Annotated in this window: 16 protein-coding genes; 7 read left to right on the top strand and 9 right to left on the bottom strand. The window is 56.0% G+C overall.

The features are described 5' to 3' along the window. Positions 1-4: 4 nt before the first annotated feature. Both IEY39_RS28550 and IEY39_RS28545 read right to left on the bottom strand, forming a co-directional pair. Positions 5-2065, bottom strand: a complete 2061-nt coding sequence (locus IEY39_RS28550; protein WP_188938059.1) for a T9SS type A sorting domain-containing protein — start codon at positions 2063-2065, stop codon at positions 5-7. A 485-nt stretch (positions 2066-2550) separates the two neighbouring features. Next, positions 2551-3438 (bottom strand): AraC family transcriptional regulator, encoded by an 888-nt coding sequence (locus tag IEY39_RS28545; RefSeq protein ID WP_188938057.1) that lies wholly within the window; start codon positions 3436-3438, stop codon positions 2551-2553. Between the two features lie 51 nt (positions 3439-3489). On the opposite strand from IEY39_RS28545, the gene IEY39_RS28540 reads away from it, so the two are divergent. Beyond that, positions 3490-4176, top strand: coding sequence for a hypothetical protein (locus IEY39_RS28540; RefSeq protein WP_188938055.1), 687 nt, complete (start codon positions 3490-3492; stop codon positions 4174-4176). A gap of 74 nt (positions 4177-4250) precedes the next feature. Next, entirely contained in the window at positions 4251-5330 is a 1080-nt protein-coding gene (locus tag IEY39_RS28535) for a nucleoside hydrolase (RefSeq protein ID WP_188938054.1), read from the top strand. Between the two features lie 91 nt (positions 5331-5421). On the opposite strand, the gene IEY39_RS28530 is transcribed toward IEY39_RS28535, so the two are convergent. Continuing rightward, positions 5422-5790, bottom strand: coding sequence for a hypothetical protein (locus IEY39_RS28530; RefSeq protein ID WP_188938052.1), 369 nt, complete (start codon positions 5788-5790; stop codon positions 5422-5424). Positions 5791-5900: 110 nt separating this feature from the next. On the opposite strand from IEY39_RS28530, the gene IEY39_RS30115 reads away from it, so the two are divergent. From IEY39_RS30115 to IEY39_RS28515, 3 genes are all read left to right on the top strand, one after another. Further along, complete coding sequence (locus IEY39_RS30115) at positions 5901-6416, top strand: helix-turn-helix transcriptional regulator (RefSeq protein WP_188938050.1); 516 nt, start codon at positions 5901-5903, stop codon at positions 6414-6416. 173 nt (positions 6417-6589) lie between these two features. Beyond that, a complete protein-coding gene (locus tag IEY39_RS28520) occupies positions 6590-7135 on the top strand; it encodes a DUF4199 domain-containing protein (RefSeq protein ID WP_188938049.1) in 546 nt (181 codons plus the stop codon). A 331-nt stretch (positions 7136-7466) separates the two neighbouring features. Next, entirely contained in the window at positions 7467-8501 is a 1035-nt protein-coding gene (locus tag IEY39_RS28515) for a DUF2278 family protein (protein WP_188938047.1), read from the top strand. Between the two features lies 1 nt (position 8502). Here the strand turns inward: IEY39_RS28515 and IEY39_RS28510 are convergent, their stop codons facing one another. The 5 genes from IEY39_RS28510 to IEY39_RS28490 form a co-directional block, all read right to left on the bottom strand. Then, the gene (locus IEY39_RS28510; RefSeq protein WP_188938046.1) at positions 8503-8958 is read right to left on the bottom strand and encodes a helix-turn-helix domain-containing protein; all 456 of its coding nucleotides are present in this window, start codon (positions 8956-8958) and stop codon (positions 8503-8505) included. A gap of 4 nt (positions 8959-8962) precedes the next feature. Next, entirely contained in the window at positions 8963-9427 is a 465-nt protein-coding gene (locus tag IEY39_RS28505) for a type II toxin-antitoxin system HigB family toxin (protein ID WP_229689135.1), read from the bottom strand. Positions 9428-9619: 192 nt separating this feature from the next. Further along, the gene (locus IEY39_RS28500) at positions 9620-10294 is read right to left on the bottom strand and encodes a glycoside hydrolase family 25 protein (protein ID WP_188938044.1); all 675 of its coding nucleotides are present in this window, start codon (positions 10292-10294) and stop codon (positions 9620-9622) included. Positions 10295-10361: 67 nt separating this feature from the next. Continuing rightward, positions 10362-12215, bottom strand: coding sequence for a T9SS type A sorting domain-containing protein (locus IEY39_RS28495; protein ID WP_188938042.1), 1854 nt, complete (start codon positions 12213-12215; stop codon positions 10362-10364). A gap of 105 nt (positions 12216-12320) precedes the next feature. Beyond that, complete coding sequence (locus tag IEY39_RS28490; RefSeq protein ID WP_188938041.1) at positions 12321-12590, bottom strand: hypothetical protein; 270 nt, start codon at positions 12588-12590, stop codon at positions 12321-12323. A gap of 68 nt (positions 12591-12658) precedes the next feature. Between IEY39_RS28490 and IEY39_RS28485 the strand changes: the two genes are divergently transcribed. Continuing rightward, complete coding sequence (locus IEY39_RS28485; RefSeq protein ID WP_188938039.1) at positions 12659-12991, top strand: hypothetical protein; 333 nt, start codon at positions 12659-12661, stop codon at positions 12989-12991. A 17-nt stretch (positions 12992-13008) separates the two neighbouring features. On the opposite strand, the gene IEY39_RS28480 is transcribed toward IEY39_RS28485, so the two are convergent. Then, positions 13009-14913, bottom strand: coding sequence for a T9SS type A sorting domain-containing protein (locus IEY39_RS28480; RefSeq protein ID WP_188938038.1), 1905 nt, complete (start codon positions 14911-14913; stop codon positions 13009-13011). A gap of 637 nt (positions 14914-15550) precedes the next feature. Between IEY39_RS28480 and IEY39_RS28475 the strand changes: the two genes are divergently transcribed. Next, on the top strand, positions 15551-18784 hold the full coding sequence (locus IEY39_RS28475; RefSeq protein WP_188938037.1) for a SusC/RagA family TonB-linked outer membrane protein: 3234 nt from the start codon (positions 15551-15553) through the stop codon (positions 18782-18784). Positions 18785-18800: the final 16 nt, after the last annotated feature.

Here is an 18800-nt window from a genome sequence, read left to right as displayed (position 1 = left end):
GGGGTTAAAGGATAAGCAACTTGTGGGATTCGACGCCCTTCGGAGTTTTTACGTTTATCATATATACACCCGGCGTGGCGATATGCCCGGTGAACCGGTATTCGGTATTTTGGTGACCGGCCATCTCCTGCACTCTGTTGCCGTTGACATCATAGATGCCCGCGGAGACCTCGCCCGCCTTTGGCAGCGAAATGCTGATGGTGAAATTGCCGTCGACGGAAGGCGAAGGATAGACGGCGACATATTGCCCGGCGTTGCCCAAAACATCTACGCTGTCGTGGAAGACGCACCCGGCCGTACTCGTCACCACCACGGAATATTTTCCCGGTTCGCTCACCGCGATCACCGGTGTGGTAGCATGGAAGCCGTTGTCGCCCGTCCATTGATACGCCTCTGCGGCGCCTGCCGCAACATAGCGGGAAGCATCGAAGTACAGCTGCCCGCCTGCAGGCAAGACCTGGTCGCCCCCGAGGCCAATATTTAAGTATTGAGACTGTGGCACCACCATCGTAAGCGTGCGCAGCGACTGATGGCCCTGTACATCGGTGAGTAAGAGAGAATATTTACCCATGGAGAGGTTGGTGACGGAAGCGCCCGAGTCGACAAAGCTGCCGGAAGAGATCACCTGCCCGGCGGAATTCATCACCCGATAAAAATAAGGGCTCTGACCCCCAACCGCCGACAGCATCACTTTCCCCAGCATCGGGTTGGCGCAGGTCGGGCTATCGAGCACCCGCAGCTTCAAGAGCAGATCGCGTGCCTGGGCCAGCCCGAACAGATCTTTTCCCGAGCCATCGGGGTCCCATCGAACGCGACGATAATATACCAGCGTGTCACCGGAAGTCGAGTCCGGCAAATGATAGATAAGACTGTCGACGGGATATCCGGGGTATCCGCCCGGGTTCACCACCAGCCAGTAGCCGTTGGGGCTGGAAGGGAGGTTCTTTTTACTCACCCTGATCGTCGTTGCCATGGTATGGGCGCCGGCGCCGCTCACATTCATCAGCCAGCTGCGGTTCATCAGCTGAAGCTGACTATCGGGTGTCGCAGCAAGGGTCAGGGCCTTGTTGTTATCGCCCCACACCAGGTAGTTACCGTTTGCCAGGGTGTCGGCATTTGCCGCATTGGACGACTGCGGATCCCCATTGCTCACCACCAGCAGGCTGTCCGCATCGATGGCGCTGACGGCTTGTTTCTGGTGCAGCGAAAAGTAGTCCTCACGGCCCAGGCCCGTCACGCGCCAGGCGTAATTTTTATTCTTGTCCGCTTTCCAAAGCACCGTCTGCCCCGCACTCACATAATTGCCCTGGGTCAGCGGTATACCATATTTAATAGCTAAATAAGTTTCGTACTGCACCTGCGTCAGCACATCGAGGCTCCGGTCGAAGACCAGCAGTTCGGCCAGGGCGCCTTTGAAGGGAAGGACGCTGCTCGCCCCGCCGCCCGTGCCTCCCGCCCCGCCGCTCGACGTGACGCCCGAAACCCCCGCCTGACCCGCCGCACCAAACAACAGGCAGGCCGTCGGGCTGGGGAGGAGGCTGTCGTTGCGCATCCAGCTCTGTAGTACCGTGCTCATCACCGCTATTTTACCGGAGGTGATCACCGTGTCAGCAGTGCTATCGGGGCCGTTCACGCGATGCGTTGTCATCCACGTATTGCGCAAGAACGCACCAGATGTTCCCCACACCGCCGCTTCGCTTGTATCCGCCGGTACGAACACGGCGATATACGTCATCTCCGTAAGACTATCGAGATTGTAGGGGATGCGCACTGAATCATCGGCCCCATTGAACCAGATGGCGGGATTATAATTGAGCAGCACATGCTGGCGCGGGCCCACACCGAAAAAAGTTCCGTCGTAGCCGTGGCCCGTCACATCCTTCCAGGCCGAGTCGGGTGTCTTGTCCGCCCTGAGCCACAGCACGGGAAGATCGGTGCTATCCATGGTCTGGGCCAGGGAAGGGATGCTACATAGTAATAATAATAAGGAGAGGAGAAAGGAGGAGGTCCGGTTCAGACAACGGCGCAAGAATGCCGGTGCCAGGCATAGGTAAGCGTGGTTCATAAGGGAAAGGATTTAGTAGGGTCTAATAAATAGGATAGTGGTTAACGATAGCGAATATAGTAGTCATAATCTAAAAATGCAAGTGTTTCCCCTAAGTTGTCATCAAATTACTTTTAAGTGATACACCTTTTGTATCAAAACAGAACACTCATTCCAGCTTTCCCAAAAACAATCTGCTGGTTGTCAGATCATATGAAATCAGGCATTGTCTTGGCGGGAAAATTTCCATATTCTGCACGCCATGGTAAAAAAACTACCGACGATACCCTGGTGGATCTATGCGTCGGCCGGCATTGAGGAGTGAGTAGGGCGTTCCCCGCCGCCGCAAACCAAAGCGAAGCGGCGGGTCGGGCTCTCCGCTGTAGTCCTCACCCTCGAGAACTTCGTCGGACCTGCTTCACCACGGCCCTCCTCGTTCGTACCCTTCGCTATCGCTCGGGTATAGCTCGGGCTCCGGGCTGCCGCTGCGATCCCTAACGCGCACCCTACAGCGCCGCGAACAGATCGCTGATCTCCGCCCGCGAATGAAAATACTGCCCCGGCGTCGCCCCCACCCACTGGTTGAAGGCCCTGATCAGGTGGGACTGATCATAATACCCCGCCTCATACACGCATTCGGTGAGCGTCTTCGCGGGGAAACGATTCTTATAACGGATAAAACTGTTCAGCTGCAAAATAGAGCTGAGACATTTCGGCGTAATACCCACGTATCGTTTGAATAGCTCGTCATAATGCTTCGCCGTGACGCCGCTCTTCCCCACCAGCGTCTTTATGGAAGCCGGTCCGCCACCGGCCAGCATCCGCCGAACGGAATGATCGACATACGCATACCCCGGCTGCTCCATGGCTTTCCCGCGCAGCAGCCCCGCAGACTGCCCCATGGCCCGCTCACTCAGCAAACCCAACAGCCGGTGTTCCAATCGCCGGAAGCTCGCGGTCACATCTTCGTCTATACAGGCGGCTAACCCGTCACCTTTTAGCAGATCGTCCATCGGCATCATGGCCGAGCCGAGCAGATGCAGCGGCACGCCCAGCAGCGGATAGAGCGTGTGCGGATAGAACCGGATGCCGTATAACTTCGATCCCGCGGACATCCTTAACCGATGACTCTGCAGCGTTTGGCTCGCGATGAGCGCACCGGGTTCGTCGATCCAGGCGCCGTTGCCGATGCGGTGCTGGCTGCGGCCGTCGAGATAAAAGATCAGCTCGTGGTGCCCGTCCGGGACGATCTCTTCCTCGTACCCTTCCCCGCCGCCGGCGTGCTCCATATACCACATGGATTTCACCAGGTGGCCCGTCTTCGTTGGGATATATTGCCGGAAGGTAAACATAGCATCTAAGGTACCTCTTTCGATCGCATCAGGCCACTTCATTTTTTTACAATTTTTCGCGCACCGCAACTCCTAGCTTCGCGGAAAAGATCTATGAAGAACATCCTTCTCTTCTCGCTGCTCTTCGCCTCCACCGCGAGCGCGCAACATAATCTCGCCGCCTTCTCCATCTGGAAACCAAAGGAAGGGCAGGCCGCGCGCTTCGAAGCCGGTTATAAAAAACATCTGCAGTGGCACATCGGCGCGGGTGACAAATGGAATTGGTATGGCTGGTTCATCATCTCCGGAGACCGCGCAGGCCAGTTCGTCGATGCCACCTTCGGTCATGAGTGGCGCGATCTCGACCATCGCGTAGACCCGGCCGGCGACGGCGCCGACAACGATCTCCATACCGATCCCTTCGCCGACTACCTAACGGGCTACAAACTACAGCGGCTGCCCTTCTCCGACGCCGAAGACAGCATCACCCTTGGCGCGAGATACCTGCGTATGCTCACCATCGATGTCACTAATCCGCATGCCGCCGCTGCGCTCGTGGAGAGCCTTGCCACCGGCCTCCGGCAACAATCCCACCCCTTTCTCGCCTACGAAATGGCAGACGGCGGCCGGCTTGGTCAACTCATCCTCCTCATCGGCGCACGCGACTTCGCAGACTATGGACTAATCGCCGCCTGGCAGGGCCAGTTGCTCGACCTCGACCATCGCAGTGCCAAGCCCGTCATCACCGCCATCACTGCGGAGACCCTGGTATTCCGGCGGGATATGAGCATTAACCTGTAAATCCCTCGCCGCGAAATCTGCGAATTCTTAGTAGCTTAGGGCCGGGGCGCAACAACCGCCCTCATCCTCTTGCTATGCCAAAACTCCTTCCCCTCCCCATCGCTCTCCCGATCCTTGCCCGGACGCCAGCCCCGACGCCGACCCTTGCCCGGCCGGCAGTCCAGGCGCTCTTCGTCTCCCTGGCCCTCTTCGCCTGCCCGGCAGCCCGGGCCCAGTCCCCCACCCCTGCCGGCGCCCAACACGCCATTCCCATCATCTTCGACACCGACATGGGCCCCGACTATGATGATGTAGGCGCTATTGCCCTGCTTCATGCCTTCGCCGACAGCGGCAAATGCACTATCCTTGCGACGATGGCAAGCAACCGGTACGAAGGCGTCGCCGCCGTGCTCAACGTCTTCAACACCTACTTCCACCGGCCCGACATCCCCATCGGCGTCCCCGGCGGCAACGCACCCGATATCCGCGACAAACAACATTGGACGGATAGCCTCCTTGCGAATTACCCTCACGCGATAAACCAGAACACTGACGCCAATTACGCGGTTACACTTTACCGGAAGGTCCTGGCAAAGCAGCCCGATCATAGCGTAGTCATCGTCACGGTAGGATTTCTCACCAACCTGGCCGATCTGCTCGAGACCAACCCCGACGACATCTCTCCCCTGGACGGGCTGGAATTGGCAAAGAAAAAAGTAAGGCTGCTGGTTTCTATGGCGGGCGCTTTCCCGCGGGGCAAGGAATTCAATATCAACCGGGATGTCTCGGCGGCGCTTGCCGTCTCCAAAGACTGGCCCTCGCCCATCATCTATAGTGGATTCGAGATCGGCAAGCGAATAAAATGCGGGCTCCCGCTGGTGAACAACAACACCATCCAACACGACCCCGTGAAGGATGTGTTTCGCATCAGCATCCCTCAGTCGCCGGAAGACGCGCAAGGCCGCAGCAGCTGGGATGAAACCGCCGTGCTCGTCGCCATCAACGGCTATGCACCCTGGTATAGCCTGCGGCATGGGCACATCGTCATCGACACCTTTGGCAGCAACACCTGGGAAGACTCCATGGACGAAAAGCAATCCCATCTCGTCGAAGCGCTACCCGCAACAACGGTGCAACACCTCATCGACCATTTAATGATGCATCAGCCGCAGTAACGGCCCCCCGGCCGCACGACCTCGCAGCAGCCATCAGCCGCCGCCACCCAGCCCTAAGGCGGCCGCCCCAGCTCCGGCCTGGCCCGTGACCCTAAGCCGTAGCCGGCTTGTTCATCAGCTTTTGCAACAATCCCGGGAGAGCACCCGCAATGGCGCCCGTAGCAGCAGCCGGAAGTCCGAATTTGCTCGTCAGGCTGGCCACCAGGCCGCCTTCAACGGCCGAAGCAATGGGATTACCCGATGAGATGGCAGCTTCCACTTTTCCGAACAGCCCACTCAGTAAGCCACCACCCGAAGCGGCTCCCCCGCCACCCGTTTCACCTGAAGCAGGCATGTTGTTGGCGACATGCGTAGCGATCTCGTTGTGGATGGCCTCCTGCTGATCGGCAGGAATGTGCTGCGCGATTTCCGGATTCTCGGCAAAGTGCTGTTTTACGGTGTTTAAAATTTCTTCAAACATACGCGTACAATTTTAGCAGTGAGAAATGAAAGGTGAAGAGAAGGACTGGGAAGGTAGGACAATTTAGTTGGAAAACAGTAGTATTTTAGGGCTGCTAATCGAACTATCTCATGGCAACCCGCTTCTTCCGACGGTATAAATATGCCCTGCTCTACGGCGTGGCTCTGGCCATGCTGCTCTTTCTGTTGAAATGGCTCGAATGGCGGTTTATCATTTTCGATCATGCCCTTGAAGTCTATAGCGGCGCCCTTGCCATCCTGTTTACGGGGCTGGGCATCTGGCTGGCCCTGCGGCTTTCCCGGCCGAAAGTATCTACCGTCATCATCGAAAAGGAAGTCCCCGCACCCGCACCGGAAGTCCCGGCAGTCGCACCCGCCGCTTCGGATACTGCACCGGCAACTCCCATCCCTGACGAAAAGCAGATCGCCTTGCTCGGCCTCAGCGCGCGGGAGATCGAGGTCTTGCAAGGGATGGCCGAAGGCCTCAGCAACCAGGAGATCGCCGACCGGCTCTTCGTCTCGCTCAATACGATCAAGACGCATACCTCCCGCATCTTTGAAAAACTGGACGTCCGCCGCCGCACCCAGGCCGTCGAAAAAGCTAAGCGGTTGCGGATCATTGTATAAAGCGCGTCGCTTCCGGGTCGGCAGCGTCATCGCCGGGTTCAATCGCGTCATCGCCGGGTTCAGCCGCCTCACCCAAAATGGTGAATTTGACTGTCGCCGGCCAAAATCACCCGAAAGTATGACCCGTAAGAAGATCAGGCGCTGCATTTTTGGACAACAAAACTTTTTATAAAATGAAACGGAACATCTTCATCTTCGGGTCCATCGCCGGACTGATCCTCGGCCTTTTCATCTTCGTCAGCACGCTTTTGACAGGCAAAAGCGGGGACTTCCCCGGCGGCGCGCTCGCCGGATACGCCTCCATGGTCATCGCCTTCTCGTTCATCTATGTCGGCATTCGCAATTTCCGGGAAAAATACAACCAGGGCGTCATCAGCTATGGCAAGGCGCTTCGTGTCGGCCTGGGCATCGCCCTTATAGGCAGCACGTTCTATGTAGCCGTTTGGCTCATCGATTACTATGTCTTTATACCCGATTTCATGGAGAAATACTCCGCTCACATGATAGCCGAAGCACGTAGCAGCGGCCTCAGTCCCGCCGCACTCGACCAGAAAATCAACGAGATCAACCGGCTTAATGCTATGTACAAGAATCCCTTCTTTGTGATCCTGATGACCTATCTCGAAGTGCTGCCCGTGGGTGTCGTCATCGCCCTCATCACCGCCCTCATCCTTCGTCGTCGTAAGCCCCGCGGCGCGGCTATCCCGGTAGCGGGCTAAACGCCGGTCCCCGGCGCCCCCCACCAGGACGTCCCACCAAATGCAGTCCACCATCAGCCAAAGCTCCATGATCACGGCGGAAACCAGCAGCACCAGCCGCGCCCCTGTCTTTATGATTATCTTTTCCATGCCTGCGCGTTTACCCTAATGACAACCGGGCGGAGTCAAATTGGACATAATCCACCAACTATCTTGTTCTGTCGTGGCAACCTTGTGGCCGGGTAACCCCGTGCCGCGGCCTGCTTGAACCTCGCTTTCGTTGGGAATCCGTGTTTTTACGGTAGGCGGGATTGGCAAAAACTCCTATCCTTGCATACACAAATGAAAGCTTATGCCTATTAAAGATTATGGCGTCGTACAGGGAAGGGTCTTCGATCGGGTCCTGGCCACTAAGAGAAATGAACATTATCACATCCTCGTCAATCGTGGCGACAACCCGCAGCGGGTGGCCATCAATACGTTGTCCAACGAAGCGCCAAGCCAGGTGTTGTTTTATGCCGATCTGGATTTTCAACATCCGATCACCGATGCTATTCTCCAGGCCACCTTGCCGTCGGGCTATACGGCACTTCCTTCCAAACCGGGTGGTCTTGCCCTCGATTTCATTAGGATGAACCTGTTTCCGATCGCTCAACTAAAACCACTGCCTCCTACGTCGGCAGGCAATAGCAACGATCTCAACGATCAGTTGGATCTCACGGTACAGCAGGCCCTCAGCGACCCCGATGCCGTGCTGTATGCCTTTGGCCAGCATTGGGCGGATACCAGTGGCGCCGACAAGGTCTTTCCGGAGATAGCCCCCAGCACGGGCATCCATGATATTCATATGAACCAGGGTAATCCCAAGAGCAGCAGCTTCTTCAAGGACAATGGCGTCTACCAGGATGGCGGGCTTATCTTTCATTTTCCGTCGCGCAACCGGTGGGCCGCCATCTTCACGGCTTTTCAATCGGAGTCATTTCATACCGACGATCAAACCGGCGATCCGCTCGTCGCTTCGTCCCCAGTGGGCGCCGGTTCCGCGCAGCAGCCCGAGAACCTTACCCCGGTGCGGATTGCCGCGGCCCTCGTCAACCCCGCGGGCGGCGACCCCGGCAAGGAATATGTGCTGTTATTGAATAAGAGCAGCAAGCCCGTCGACCTTTCCGGCTGGAAGATCGCCGATGCGCACAAGAACAAGGACACCATCGGCAGCCAGACGATGCAGGCCGGTGACACCCTCAAGGTCCATCTCAGCGGCCATGGCGCCCAGCTCTCTAATAAAGGCGGGATCATCACGCTGCTCAACGCCCAGGGCTTGAAAGTGGATGGAGTTACTTATACGCGGAAGGATGTGGAGAAGGAAGGGGAGTTGGTAAATTTTTGAGTCAAGACGGATGAAGGGTGCGAAGTCGTTTTTTGGCATTCCTTTCGCTGGCGCCTTTTGAAGGAGGGCTCACCGGTGAGATCAATTCGTATGGCTTATTGAAAAGCTCTTGCGAGACCTTAAACCGGATGGCAAGCTTGCGGATAACGGCTCTGGAAAATCCGCGCCGGTAGTGAAGGACATCCGATAGAAGGCTTTTACCGACCCCTAATTCACCCGCCAGGTCTACAGCTTTTATTTTGTTCTCTTTCATTAAAAAGGCAAGCAATTGCACCGGATCTGCCTCGGGAAAAGTAGTATGCTCTTCATCCCATTTTTCAATGAGTAGGGTCAACAGGTCAATCACGTCCTGTTGTTGCTGAGTCTTCCTTTTGACCATGACCAGATCTTCAAGCTCAATACAATATTCTTTGTATTGCTTTAAAGATTTTATGACTTTGTAAAACAGAGGTTCCATATTTTTAATAAATGCTTATTTTATATTGCTTTCGGGCATTGCATAATTTGGTATACTCCGCGTGAGTACCGATCCAGCAAACAAACAAATGCACCTGATTATCTCCGATCACATAATGACAGATCATTCTATAGCTGTTTCCCCCAATATCAAATACTACCCTATTACATCCATTGCCCAACAGGTCCGCCGACCCAAACGTCTCCAAAATATCTTCTGGCTCCGCCCAGTCCGCGCTGCCCAGGATTTGTAGCCACAATTTAAACGAGGGCCTGCTACGGGCATTTTCCTTTGCAAATTGTTCAATCGTTTGTCTTTTAATGAGGTGAACTTTCATAAGGTAAGGCAATGTAAAAATACAAAAAAGTTCTCGAAATGCGTACTTTTTGAAAAATTTCGATATTCGATCACCGGACGCCGCACCGCCGCCCCATCGATGTTCGATCGCCAGCCCCGGCCAACTGCTCATACCCACCCGCCGGTTACAGCGCCAAACCGCCAACTGCTCGATACCCCTGCAGCCCTATTGCCGCACCGCATAAATTTACCCTTTCAAACCGCCACACCGTGGCTGGTTTTGAATGGTATAACTTTCGGGGCTCTTTTCCAAGAGCTCCTTTTGTTTTGGTGACCCCGTGCGCACTCAGTCCGGATCACCTGCCTACTTCATCCAATTCGCATCCACGTCCCCGACGATCCCCGGGATAGCCGCATGCCAGTCATATTGCCAGACGGCCCAATCCGTCCAGCCCAAAGGCAGCGCGGGTGAAGTCCGACCCGGACCGGCAACCCAAAGGGGAAACCGCGAACCCAGGGTATGACCGGGGGCGAGGTTGGCCGTCAGGAAATCCGGCTGACCGTAGATGAGGATCACGGATTCAGCAAGCGCGACGGATCCCGTCCCGGCCGGGCCCGCGATCAGCGATGCTCCGCCGAAATATCCGGTGAAGGTCTGCAGGAATTCTTCCACCCAGGCAAGATAAGCAGCGGGCATCAGCCCGTTGTTCTCTTCCAGATCCAACGCAAATGGATAGTTGAAGGTCGGTGCGATGCCGATGGCGGCATACGCATTGTAGAAGTTGGCTGCTTCGGCAGCGGCGGCATTTACTCCCGGCCGGGCGAAGTGATAATACCCGAATAAAATGCCCGCACCGCCTGCTCCCTGCGCATTAGCCGCAGCAGCCGCGTCGCGGAAATCGGCCCCTTCGGATATCTTTATAATAGCGAACTGTGGGGGAATAGCCGGCGACGTAATGGCCGCCACCCGCTGCCAGTCGATGGGTGTGTGCCCGGGGTCGTCGCTGTTATGATGAGAAATATCTATACCTCTGGTCATATATAGCAATTTAACAAAAAGCAACGGCCCCGCTTACGCGGGGCCGTACTATAATATCCACATAGGGCTATTCATTCATCACTAACACCGTCTGATGCGCCGTATGTACTCCATCGCTCCAGAGCAGCTTATATACCCCCTTGATGAGACCGTTTAAGCCGATCCTCACCGTGGTGGCATTGGGCTGCACGAATACCGTCCTCACTACCTTGCCGCTGATAGCCGACAGGATGAGCTTCGATCGCGTCGTCGTATGGGGCACAAGGACGAACAGCGATCCCACGGCCGGGTTAGGATAACTCTTCAGCATCAGCGAAGCGCCCACAGGCAGCGCAGAAGTCGAGTCCGATGTCGAATCCACAAAGACAAATCCCGCCACCGAATCACTGCCAGTTGGATTGGCGACGGCGACAAAGCCCGTAGCACCATTGCCCACGGTAGCGTCGATGGTGGAGTCGGAGACTACGGTGAAGGATGCCGCCGGCGTCCCGCCAAAGCTCACCGATGTCGCTCCGGTAAAACCGGTACCGCTGATAGTCACTACCGTTCCGGTCCTCGCGGTGTCAGGGGTAAAGGACAGAATGTGCGGCGTGTCGGTGACGGGGGGAATATAGGTGAAGCCCGCAAGGGAATCCGTCCCGTTGGAACCCGAGACTACCACCGATCCGCTCGCGCCACTACCCACGACAGCCAATATCAAGGTGTCTGCGGCAACAGTAAACGACTGTGCGCTCACGCCGCCAAAACTAACAAAGGTGGTGCCTGTGAACGAGCTGCCGAAGATATCCACTGTAGTACCTGTCGTACCCCTGACGGGGGCGAACCGGCTAATATGGGTCGGCGCCGCAGAGGGGATAAAGACAAAGCCGGCCACCGAATCACTGCCATTTGGATTGGCGACGGCGACAAAGCCCGTAGCACCATTGCCCACGGTAGCGTGGATGATGGAGTCGGAGACCACGGTGAAGGATGCCGCCGGCGTCCCGCCAAACCTTACCGATGTCACACCGGTAAAATGCTTTCCGTTGATACTCACCACCGATCGTGCCCTCGCGCTGTCGGGGGTGAAGGAAAGGATGTGCGGCGTGTCGGCCACCGGGGGGATATAGGTAAACCCGGCAAGGGAGTCCGTCCCGTTGGAGCCCGACACTACTACCGATCCGCTCGCGCCACTGCCCACGACTGCCAGGATCAGGGTATCTGCGGCGACAGTAAACGATCGTGCGCTCACGCCGCCAAAACTAACAAAGCTGGTACCGGTAAAAGAGCTGCCGAAAATATCCACCGTCGCACCGGTCGCAGCGCTGGTGGGAGTGAAATGGCTAATATGCGTCGGCCCCGCGGCGGGGATATAGGTAAAACCAGCTGCGGATGTGCTACCAACAGGAGTGGTGACGGTGATGGAGCCGGAGGACCCAAAGCCCACAGTAGCCCGGATGCTGGAGTCGGAGGCTATGGTGAAGGAAGCGGCTGCCGTCGAGCCAAATCGAACGGCTGTTGTCCCGGTAAAATGCTTTCCGCTGATGGTCACTACCGTGCCCGCCGACCCGCTGTCGGGAGAGAAGCCTGAGATATGCGGGGTGTCGGTGGGCCTGACATAGATAAATCCGGCGAGGGAATCCACTCCCTTTGGTCCACTCACCAGCACATAACCACTGGCGCCATTTCCGACTCTGGCTGATATGAGGGTATCCCCAAGAACAATAAAGTTCTGTGCGGGCAACCCGCCAAAGCCGACGAAGGTGGTACCGGTAAACGCGCTACCATGTATCAGCACTCTCGTGCCTCTGGTGCCGCTGGTGGGAGTGAAAGAGCTGATATGTGTGTGCTGAGCAAAAAGACTGTTGGCCAGGAAGCAGAATAGAAGAATAAGATAGGCCATAGAAGTCCTGCTCCCCGCCTTTGGGTAAAGATGAGTCATAGAAAAGGTTTTTAGAATGTGCTCGGTCGAACCGCTTCCAGCGGTTCCTTTAATGAATGGAAGTTAAAAAGAAGCGGTGGGAAATGAAAAACTAAAAACTATCACTCATCCATAAACGAAAACTACTAACCGCGCACATGCGCGCGAACTGATCACACACTTGCGCGCATCCGGCAGCCGGACAAGCGGTACGAGCTCATTAAACCCATGCTGAACGAAGGGAAGATCCAACTGTTCCAGGACATTTTCCAGTATCAGAAGAAGACTGTGGTCGCCAGAGACCTCGGCAAACGTGGTCCCCGCTTTAACTATCTTATCAATCCGGTAGCCTGCCGGGAACCCACTTTTAAAAGACCTACTCGCAAGCCGTCTCATCAAGAGGCGGTTTTTTTATGCCAAATCACCCGGGATTTGCTATTTTTAGCCGCAATCAACATAGGAAAATGGCTAAATACTGCCTTACATACGACGCAAAAGACGCCCTCGCCTGGGATCCGGAAGAATTGAAGACCGAACTATCCAGGATCCTCCTGGAAAATGGCGGCGACTACCTGGAGAGCCCGATAGCCAGCACCATCCTTTTCGAAGACAGCAAGGACAGGTCCGAACTGCCATTCTGGAATAACGTGCTCTTAAAAACCTTCAAGGAAGACATATATTACTATCTCTGCGTAGTCGCCCGCACAAAAGAAGGAGACTATTTCGACCGCAATGAAGGCAACCCCGATCTGAATGATGACTATCAGCAGCTGCTGGAAGACCTCAGCGACGAATAGCTCTCAAGCAAGCCAGATCACCGCACCAACACCCTGTACGAACTTCCGTCCACCAGGCTGAAGATATAGAACCCCTTGGGTAAGCGGCTCACATCCACCGTCTGCAGCTGCGTCGTGAGCATCACTTCGGCATGCAATCTGCCCGCAACATCGAAGATGCGCAAGGGGGAGTTTAGCAGGCTGTTATCCGGCAATTGCAGGTTGACATAGCTGACGGCCGGGTTGGGGAAGAGGGAAATGGTTGCCTGAGCTTCCCGGTGGAGAAATAGAACATTACTGTAGAGTTCGTTGCCATTCTCCCACATCATCCGGATGCGGTAATAGGAATTCCCTGCCACTGGTTCAGCGTCGCTAAAGGCATAGCTGTTATCACCGCTGCCGATGGCGGCAACCTCGCCGATGGTAGTAAAGCTGTTGCCGTCGGTGCTTTTCTCCACTTCGAAGCGGAAGGAATTTATCTCCCCGATGGTTGTCCATTCCAGCATGTTGCTGCTATTCTCAGAACGGCCATTGAGCCGCACCTTTACGTCCGGAAGGGTGATGAGAGATTGTAATTCCCACAGATCGTTGAATTGATTGCCGTTGACGTCCTGTCCACCCAGGACCCAAACATTGGAGGCCGCGTCCAGCCAGGCGCTTTGGTAGCCCCGGCCGCCGGGCTTATTCGTGGTCGAGGGGATCGCCTTTGTCCCGTAGACGCCAGCGGTGTTGGCGGTATTGTCGTCCCATTTCCAGGTCCAGAGACCGGTGGTGGGATTATACATCCAAAGATCGTTGAGGACCCCCGAATTGTTGCTGCCGTCGATACCGTTGCCGCCGAAGATCCAGAAATTACCGGAGGCATCGACCCATCCGTTGTGACCATACCGGGCGCCGGGTACGTTCGCAGCAGCAGCCGTATTCTTGGTACCATACACTCCCTGGTTGTTCTGGGTGTTGCTGCCGCTGACCCAGGTCCACAAGCCGGTACCCGGAGCGTATTTCCAAAGATCGCTATAATAATTACCGTTGTAATCCCAGCCGCCGAAGAACCAGAAATTGCCGGAGGCATCCGTCCATTCGACCTGGCTGTCACGGTTGCCGGGCTTGTTAGTAGCTGCCGCGGTACCCTTTGTTCCATACACGGCCGTATTGTTCCGGGTTTTGTCTCCGCTGACCCAGGTCCATTGACCGGTAGCGGTGTTATATTTCCAAAGATCGTCGAGGTCGCCCGTCCTGCCGGCGCCGTCATTTCCCCAGCCTGCGAACAGCCAGAAGTTGCCGGCCGCGTCCTTCCAGCCGCTTTGGCCATAACGCCCGCCGGGTTTATTAGCAGCGGCAGGCGTACCCATAGTGCCGTATACACCAGTGCTGTTACGCGTATTGTCCCCACTGACCCAGGTCCATTGCAGCGTCGTCGGGTTGAATTTCCAGAGGTCGTTGAGGTAGCCCTGATTGTTACTGCCGTCGACGCCATAGCCGCCCCAGACCCAGAAATTCCCGCTTGCATCTACCCAGCCGCTGCTGCCATATCTTGCGCCGGGGACATTGCTTGCTGCCGCGGTGCCCTTAGTGCCATAGACACCCTGGTTATTGGTTGAATTCGAGCCGCTGACCCACATCCATTGGCTGGTGAGTGGATTAAACTTCCACAGATCATTATATATGTTGCCGTTGAAGTCATAGCCGCCGAAAGCCCATAAATTGCCCGAGGCATCGATCCAGTTAGCCAATTGGATGCGATTGCCGGGTGTATTGGCGGCCGCGGCAGTGCCTTTGGTACCATATGTGCCGTTCTGATTAGTCGTATTACTACCGTTGACCCAGACCCAGTCTGCTGTCTGGGCTTTTACATGTGAAAAGGCGATCACGGCGACCATGATGGTCAGTACAACCTGTCTGTTTTTGCGGAGAATCGCGATAGCTGCTTTGTAGGGTTTCATAGAGTGGATTGCTAATTCGTTATAGCAGTGTAACCATGTACGTGCCAATTTGTAAACACCTGAAAAGCAACATCTTCTACGATCCCCCCTTCAAGAAAGCTTCCCTATTTGGGATTAATTCCGTTTTCCGGGATTGAGCAGAAAATCGGGATACCCTTCTTGTTTACGGAATTTACGGTCAGGAAGGGAATTTACGATCGGTTGCCGCGGGAATTTCCCATTGGAAGATGATCGCCCAACAATTCTGCAAATAGCAAATATTTTATATAAATAATTCTTTTAACTTTGTCTTAAGACCAAGACCACACATCAGACCAATCCCTTCTCACTCCTCCTTAACTCACCTTCCTACCTCCGCACCCCACCTAAACGGGCCGCACCATTCCGCACCATCCCACTTATCCGCCGCAATCGCAATCTGCGCCTTATCCCCTTATCTTCAAAGCAATCTGCGCCCCAACACCTCATCCGCACCACCTTCATCCGCCATCTGCACCCCAAAAGATCCCTACCCACTCAGACCTCCATCCGGAATTTAGCACCGCGCTAATCGCGCCATCCTACATTTTGTTTTAAGCCTGCAAAGACGAGCAAACAAATGCGCGTCATTTTATTATTCTAACCAAAACGTTTGCACATGAGAAACTTGACAGCCCTCCTGTTGGCCTTCTCCCTCATTGCTATCTCTGCATCCGCCCAATTACGAGAATTTAAGGGCCGGGTCGTCGACAAGAACGGAGCGCCGGTTCCGTTCGCTTCCCTCAAATCTGAGAACGGTAAATTTGGTGTCAGCGCCGACGAAAACGGCTACTTCACCATCAGGGCCAAAGTAGGAGACAAAATCACCGCTTCCGGCGTAGACTTCGCACCCAAAACTTTCACCATCACCGAAACCAACGAAACGGTAAACATCGTCATCGACAAATTAGCCTCCAGCCTCGAACAGGTCGTCGTAACCACCGCCCTCGGTATCAAACGCCAGGCTAAGGAATTAGGCTATTCCACGACCAGGATCAACGCCGAAGAGCTCAACCAGGCCAAGGTCACCAACATCGCCACCGGCCTGGCGGCAAAGGTCTCCGGCCTCCAGATCAACCTCGTCAACAACGGGGTCAAACCCGACGTCCGCATCACCCTCAGGGGCAACCGCTCCATTCTCGGCAACAACCAGGCCCTGCTCGTGGTGGACGATATCCCGCTGCCCATCAGTTCCCTCGCCTCCCTCGCCGCCGATGACATCGAAAGCGTCAACATCCTCAAAGGCGCCTCGGCATCCGCGTTGTATGGTTCGCAGGCATCCAACGGCGTCGTCATCGTCACCACCAAAAAAGGCCGCGCCGGCAAACCGCAGGTCGCGCTCAACACCTCCATGCAGGTGGAATCCATCGCCTATACGGCTAACTTCCAAAACCAGTTCGGCCAATACGGCGGCGAATCGCCAACGGCGCCCGGCCTGGTCTTCCTCCCCAGCAACCCCTATATTCCTTATGTGCCGTACGAGAACCAGAACTACGGACCCCGCTTTAATGGGCAATTGATCCCCATCGGCGCACCCATCCGCATCTACCGGCCCGACGGAAGCTTCTACATCAAACAGGATTCCATCCGGTATTCCGCCGTCCCCAATGCGAAGAAGGGCTTCTTCGACAACGGCATCACCTGGATCAACGCCATCTCCTATGGCGCAGGTGATGAAAAAAGCAAATTCTTCCTCTCCGTCGAGAACCTGGACAGGAAAGGCATCATCCCCAAGGACCACGACCAGCGCACCACCATCCGCCTCAACGGCTCCCGCACCAGCGGCATCTTCCGCGCGGACTATACCCTTGGCTATACCCTGGATCATACCAGCCGGACTCCGGGCTCAGGCGTGCCCTTCACTTGGGGCACGACAGGCATCCCCGGCGGGTATTCCGGCGGTGGCTCCTACTTCCAGAACAGGCCGCTTTACTGGACCATCATCAACTCCCCCGCCGATGTCGATCTGCGCCGCTACCGCAACTGGCAGACCGACCCCTTCGCCAGCCCCGACGGCTACTTCAACGCCTATTACGGCAACCCCTGGTGGCAGATAGACCAGACCCGGCTGGATGAAAAAAGCACGGACATCATCGCCAACATCAGCCTCGGCCTCCAGCCCTGGAAATGGCTCAATCTGCAATACCGGGCCGGCATCGCCCGCAACGACTATAACAATAAGTACACCCAGGCAGGCTACACCTTCGCACCATGGGCCATCGCCGACACCCTGCAGTCGGGCAACATCCCGAGCTCAGTAAAGGTCTACTCCCCCTCGGAAGGCGACGCCATCAGCTACAACCAGCGGCTCACCAGTGACTTCCTCGCATCCGTACACCAGGCGTACGGAAGCTTCGACTTCAAGTTCATCGCCGGAACCAGCCTCATCGACAACACCCTCCGGCTGGTGAGCGAGTCCGCCGGCACCCTGGTGGTACCCAACTTCTACAACATCAGCAACCGCGTAGGCATCCCCGTAGTAGGCGAATACAAGGAAGAGACCCGGCTGCTGGGCGTGTTCGGCGACCTCACCGTCGGCTATAACAACTACGCCTTCCTTCACGGATCGCTGCGCAACGACTGGACATCACTGCTCGCCAGCTCCAACCGATCATACCTCTACCCGGCAGTCGACGCCTCCTTTGTATTCACCGAAGCCCTGCCCATCCTGCGGAACAACCGCACTCTCAGCTTCGGTAAGGTAAGCGCCGCCTACAGCCGGACGGCCCAGGTGAGCATCGGCGCCTATTCGCTGCAAAACACCTTCAACTCCGGCGGCGGCTTCCCCTTCGGCAACGTGGCCGGATACACCGTCAACGGCGCATTCGCCAACCCCAACATCAAGCCCGAGTTCAGCACGGATTATGAAGCAAGAATGGAATTAGGCTTCCTTCGCAATCGCATCAACTTCATCGCAGCCTACTATCATACGCTCACCAATAACCAGACCATCCCCATCACCATCTCTCCGACTACGGGTTTCACCTCCGCCTTCGTGAATTCAGGGGAAATGGTCAACCAGGGCGTAGAGTTCGACCTGAGAGCCAGGGTGCTGGATAACGTGGCCGGGTGGACCGTCGAATTAACCGGCAACTATTCTTATAACAAGAATACCGTCAAAAGCCTTGGCTATGGCCTCACCGATGTCAACGTCGGCTCCAACTCCTTCGCATCCGTCGGCGACCCCTACCCCATCATCAAGACCAGTGACTGGACACGCGACCCCAGCGGACATATCGTAGTCGACGCTACCACAGGCTATCCCACGCTCGATCCCAACCAGAAGAAGTTCGGCACCACCAACCCGCCCCACCGGGTAGGGCTAACCGCCTCCGTCAACTATAAAGGCTTCCGCCTGGCAGCTGTCGCCGACGGTCGGTTCGGCGCCGTCATCTTCAACTCCCTGGGCAGCAGCCTGGACTTCACCGGCGTATCGGGCTATTCCGTCTCCTCCGGCCGCCAACCCTTCATCATCCCCAATTCGGTTATCCAGACAGCCCCCGGCAAATACGTCCCCAATACCAACGTCAATACACAGGACGGCAACCTCCTGTTCTGGGCCAACGTCTGGAACACTGCCGGCAGCACGTATGTCAACAGCGCCGATTTCTGGAAGCTGAGAGAAGTCACCCTCACCTACACCTTCCCCCGGAGCATCATCGACCACCTGAAGATCGTCAACGGCATCAACGTGTCCGTCTTCGGAAGGAACCTGCTCACCTGGAGGGCGAAGGACAACGTCTGGTCTGACCCCGAGTTCAGCAACACCACCGGCAACGGCATCGGTACCACCGATATCAACCAGCTGCCGCCGACCAAGATCATCGGGTTCAACCTTAATGTTATATTCTGATAGACCGTTCCGTAAA

Source organism: Puia dinghuensis, assembly GCF_014642875.1.
In the GTDB taxonomy this organism is placed as follows: Bacteria; Bacteroidota; Bacteroidia; order Chitinophagales; family Chitinophagaceae; genus Puia; species Puia dinghuensis.
The sequence above is the reverse complement of the archived record's forward strand: the minus strand, read 5'-3'. Positions and strand labels throughout refer to the sequence as shown.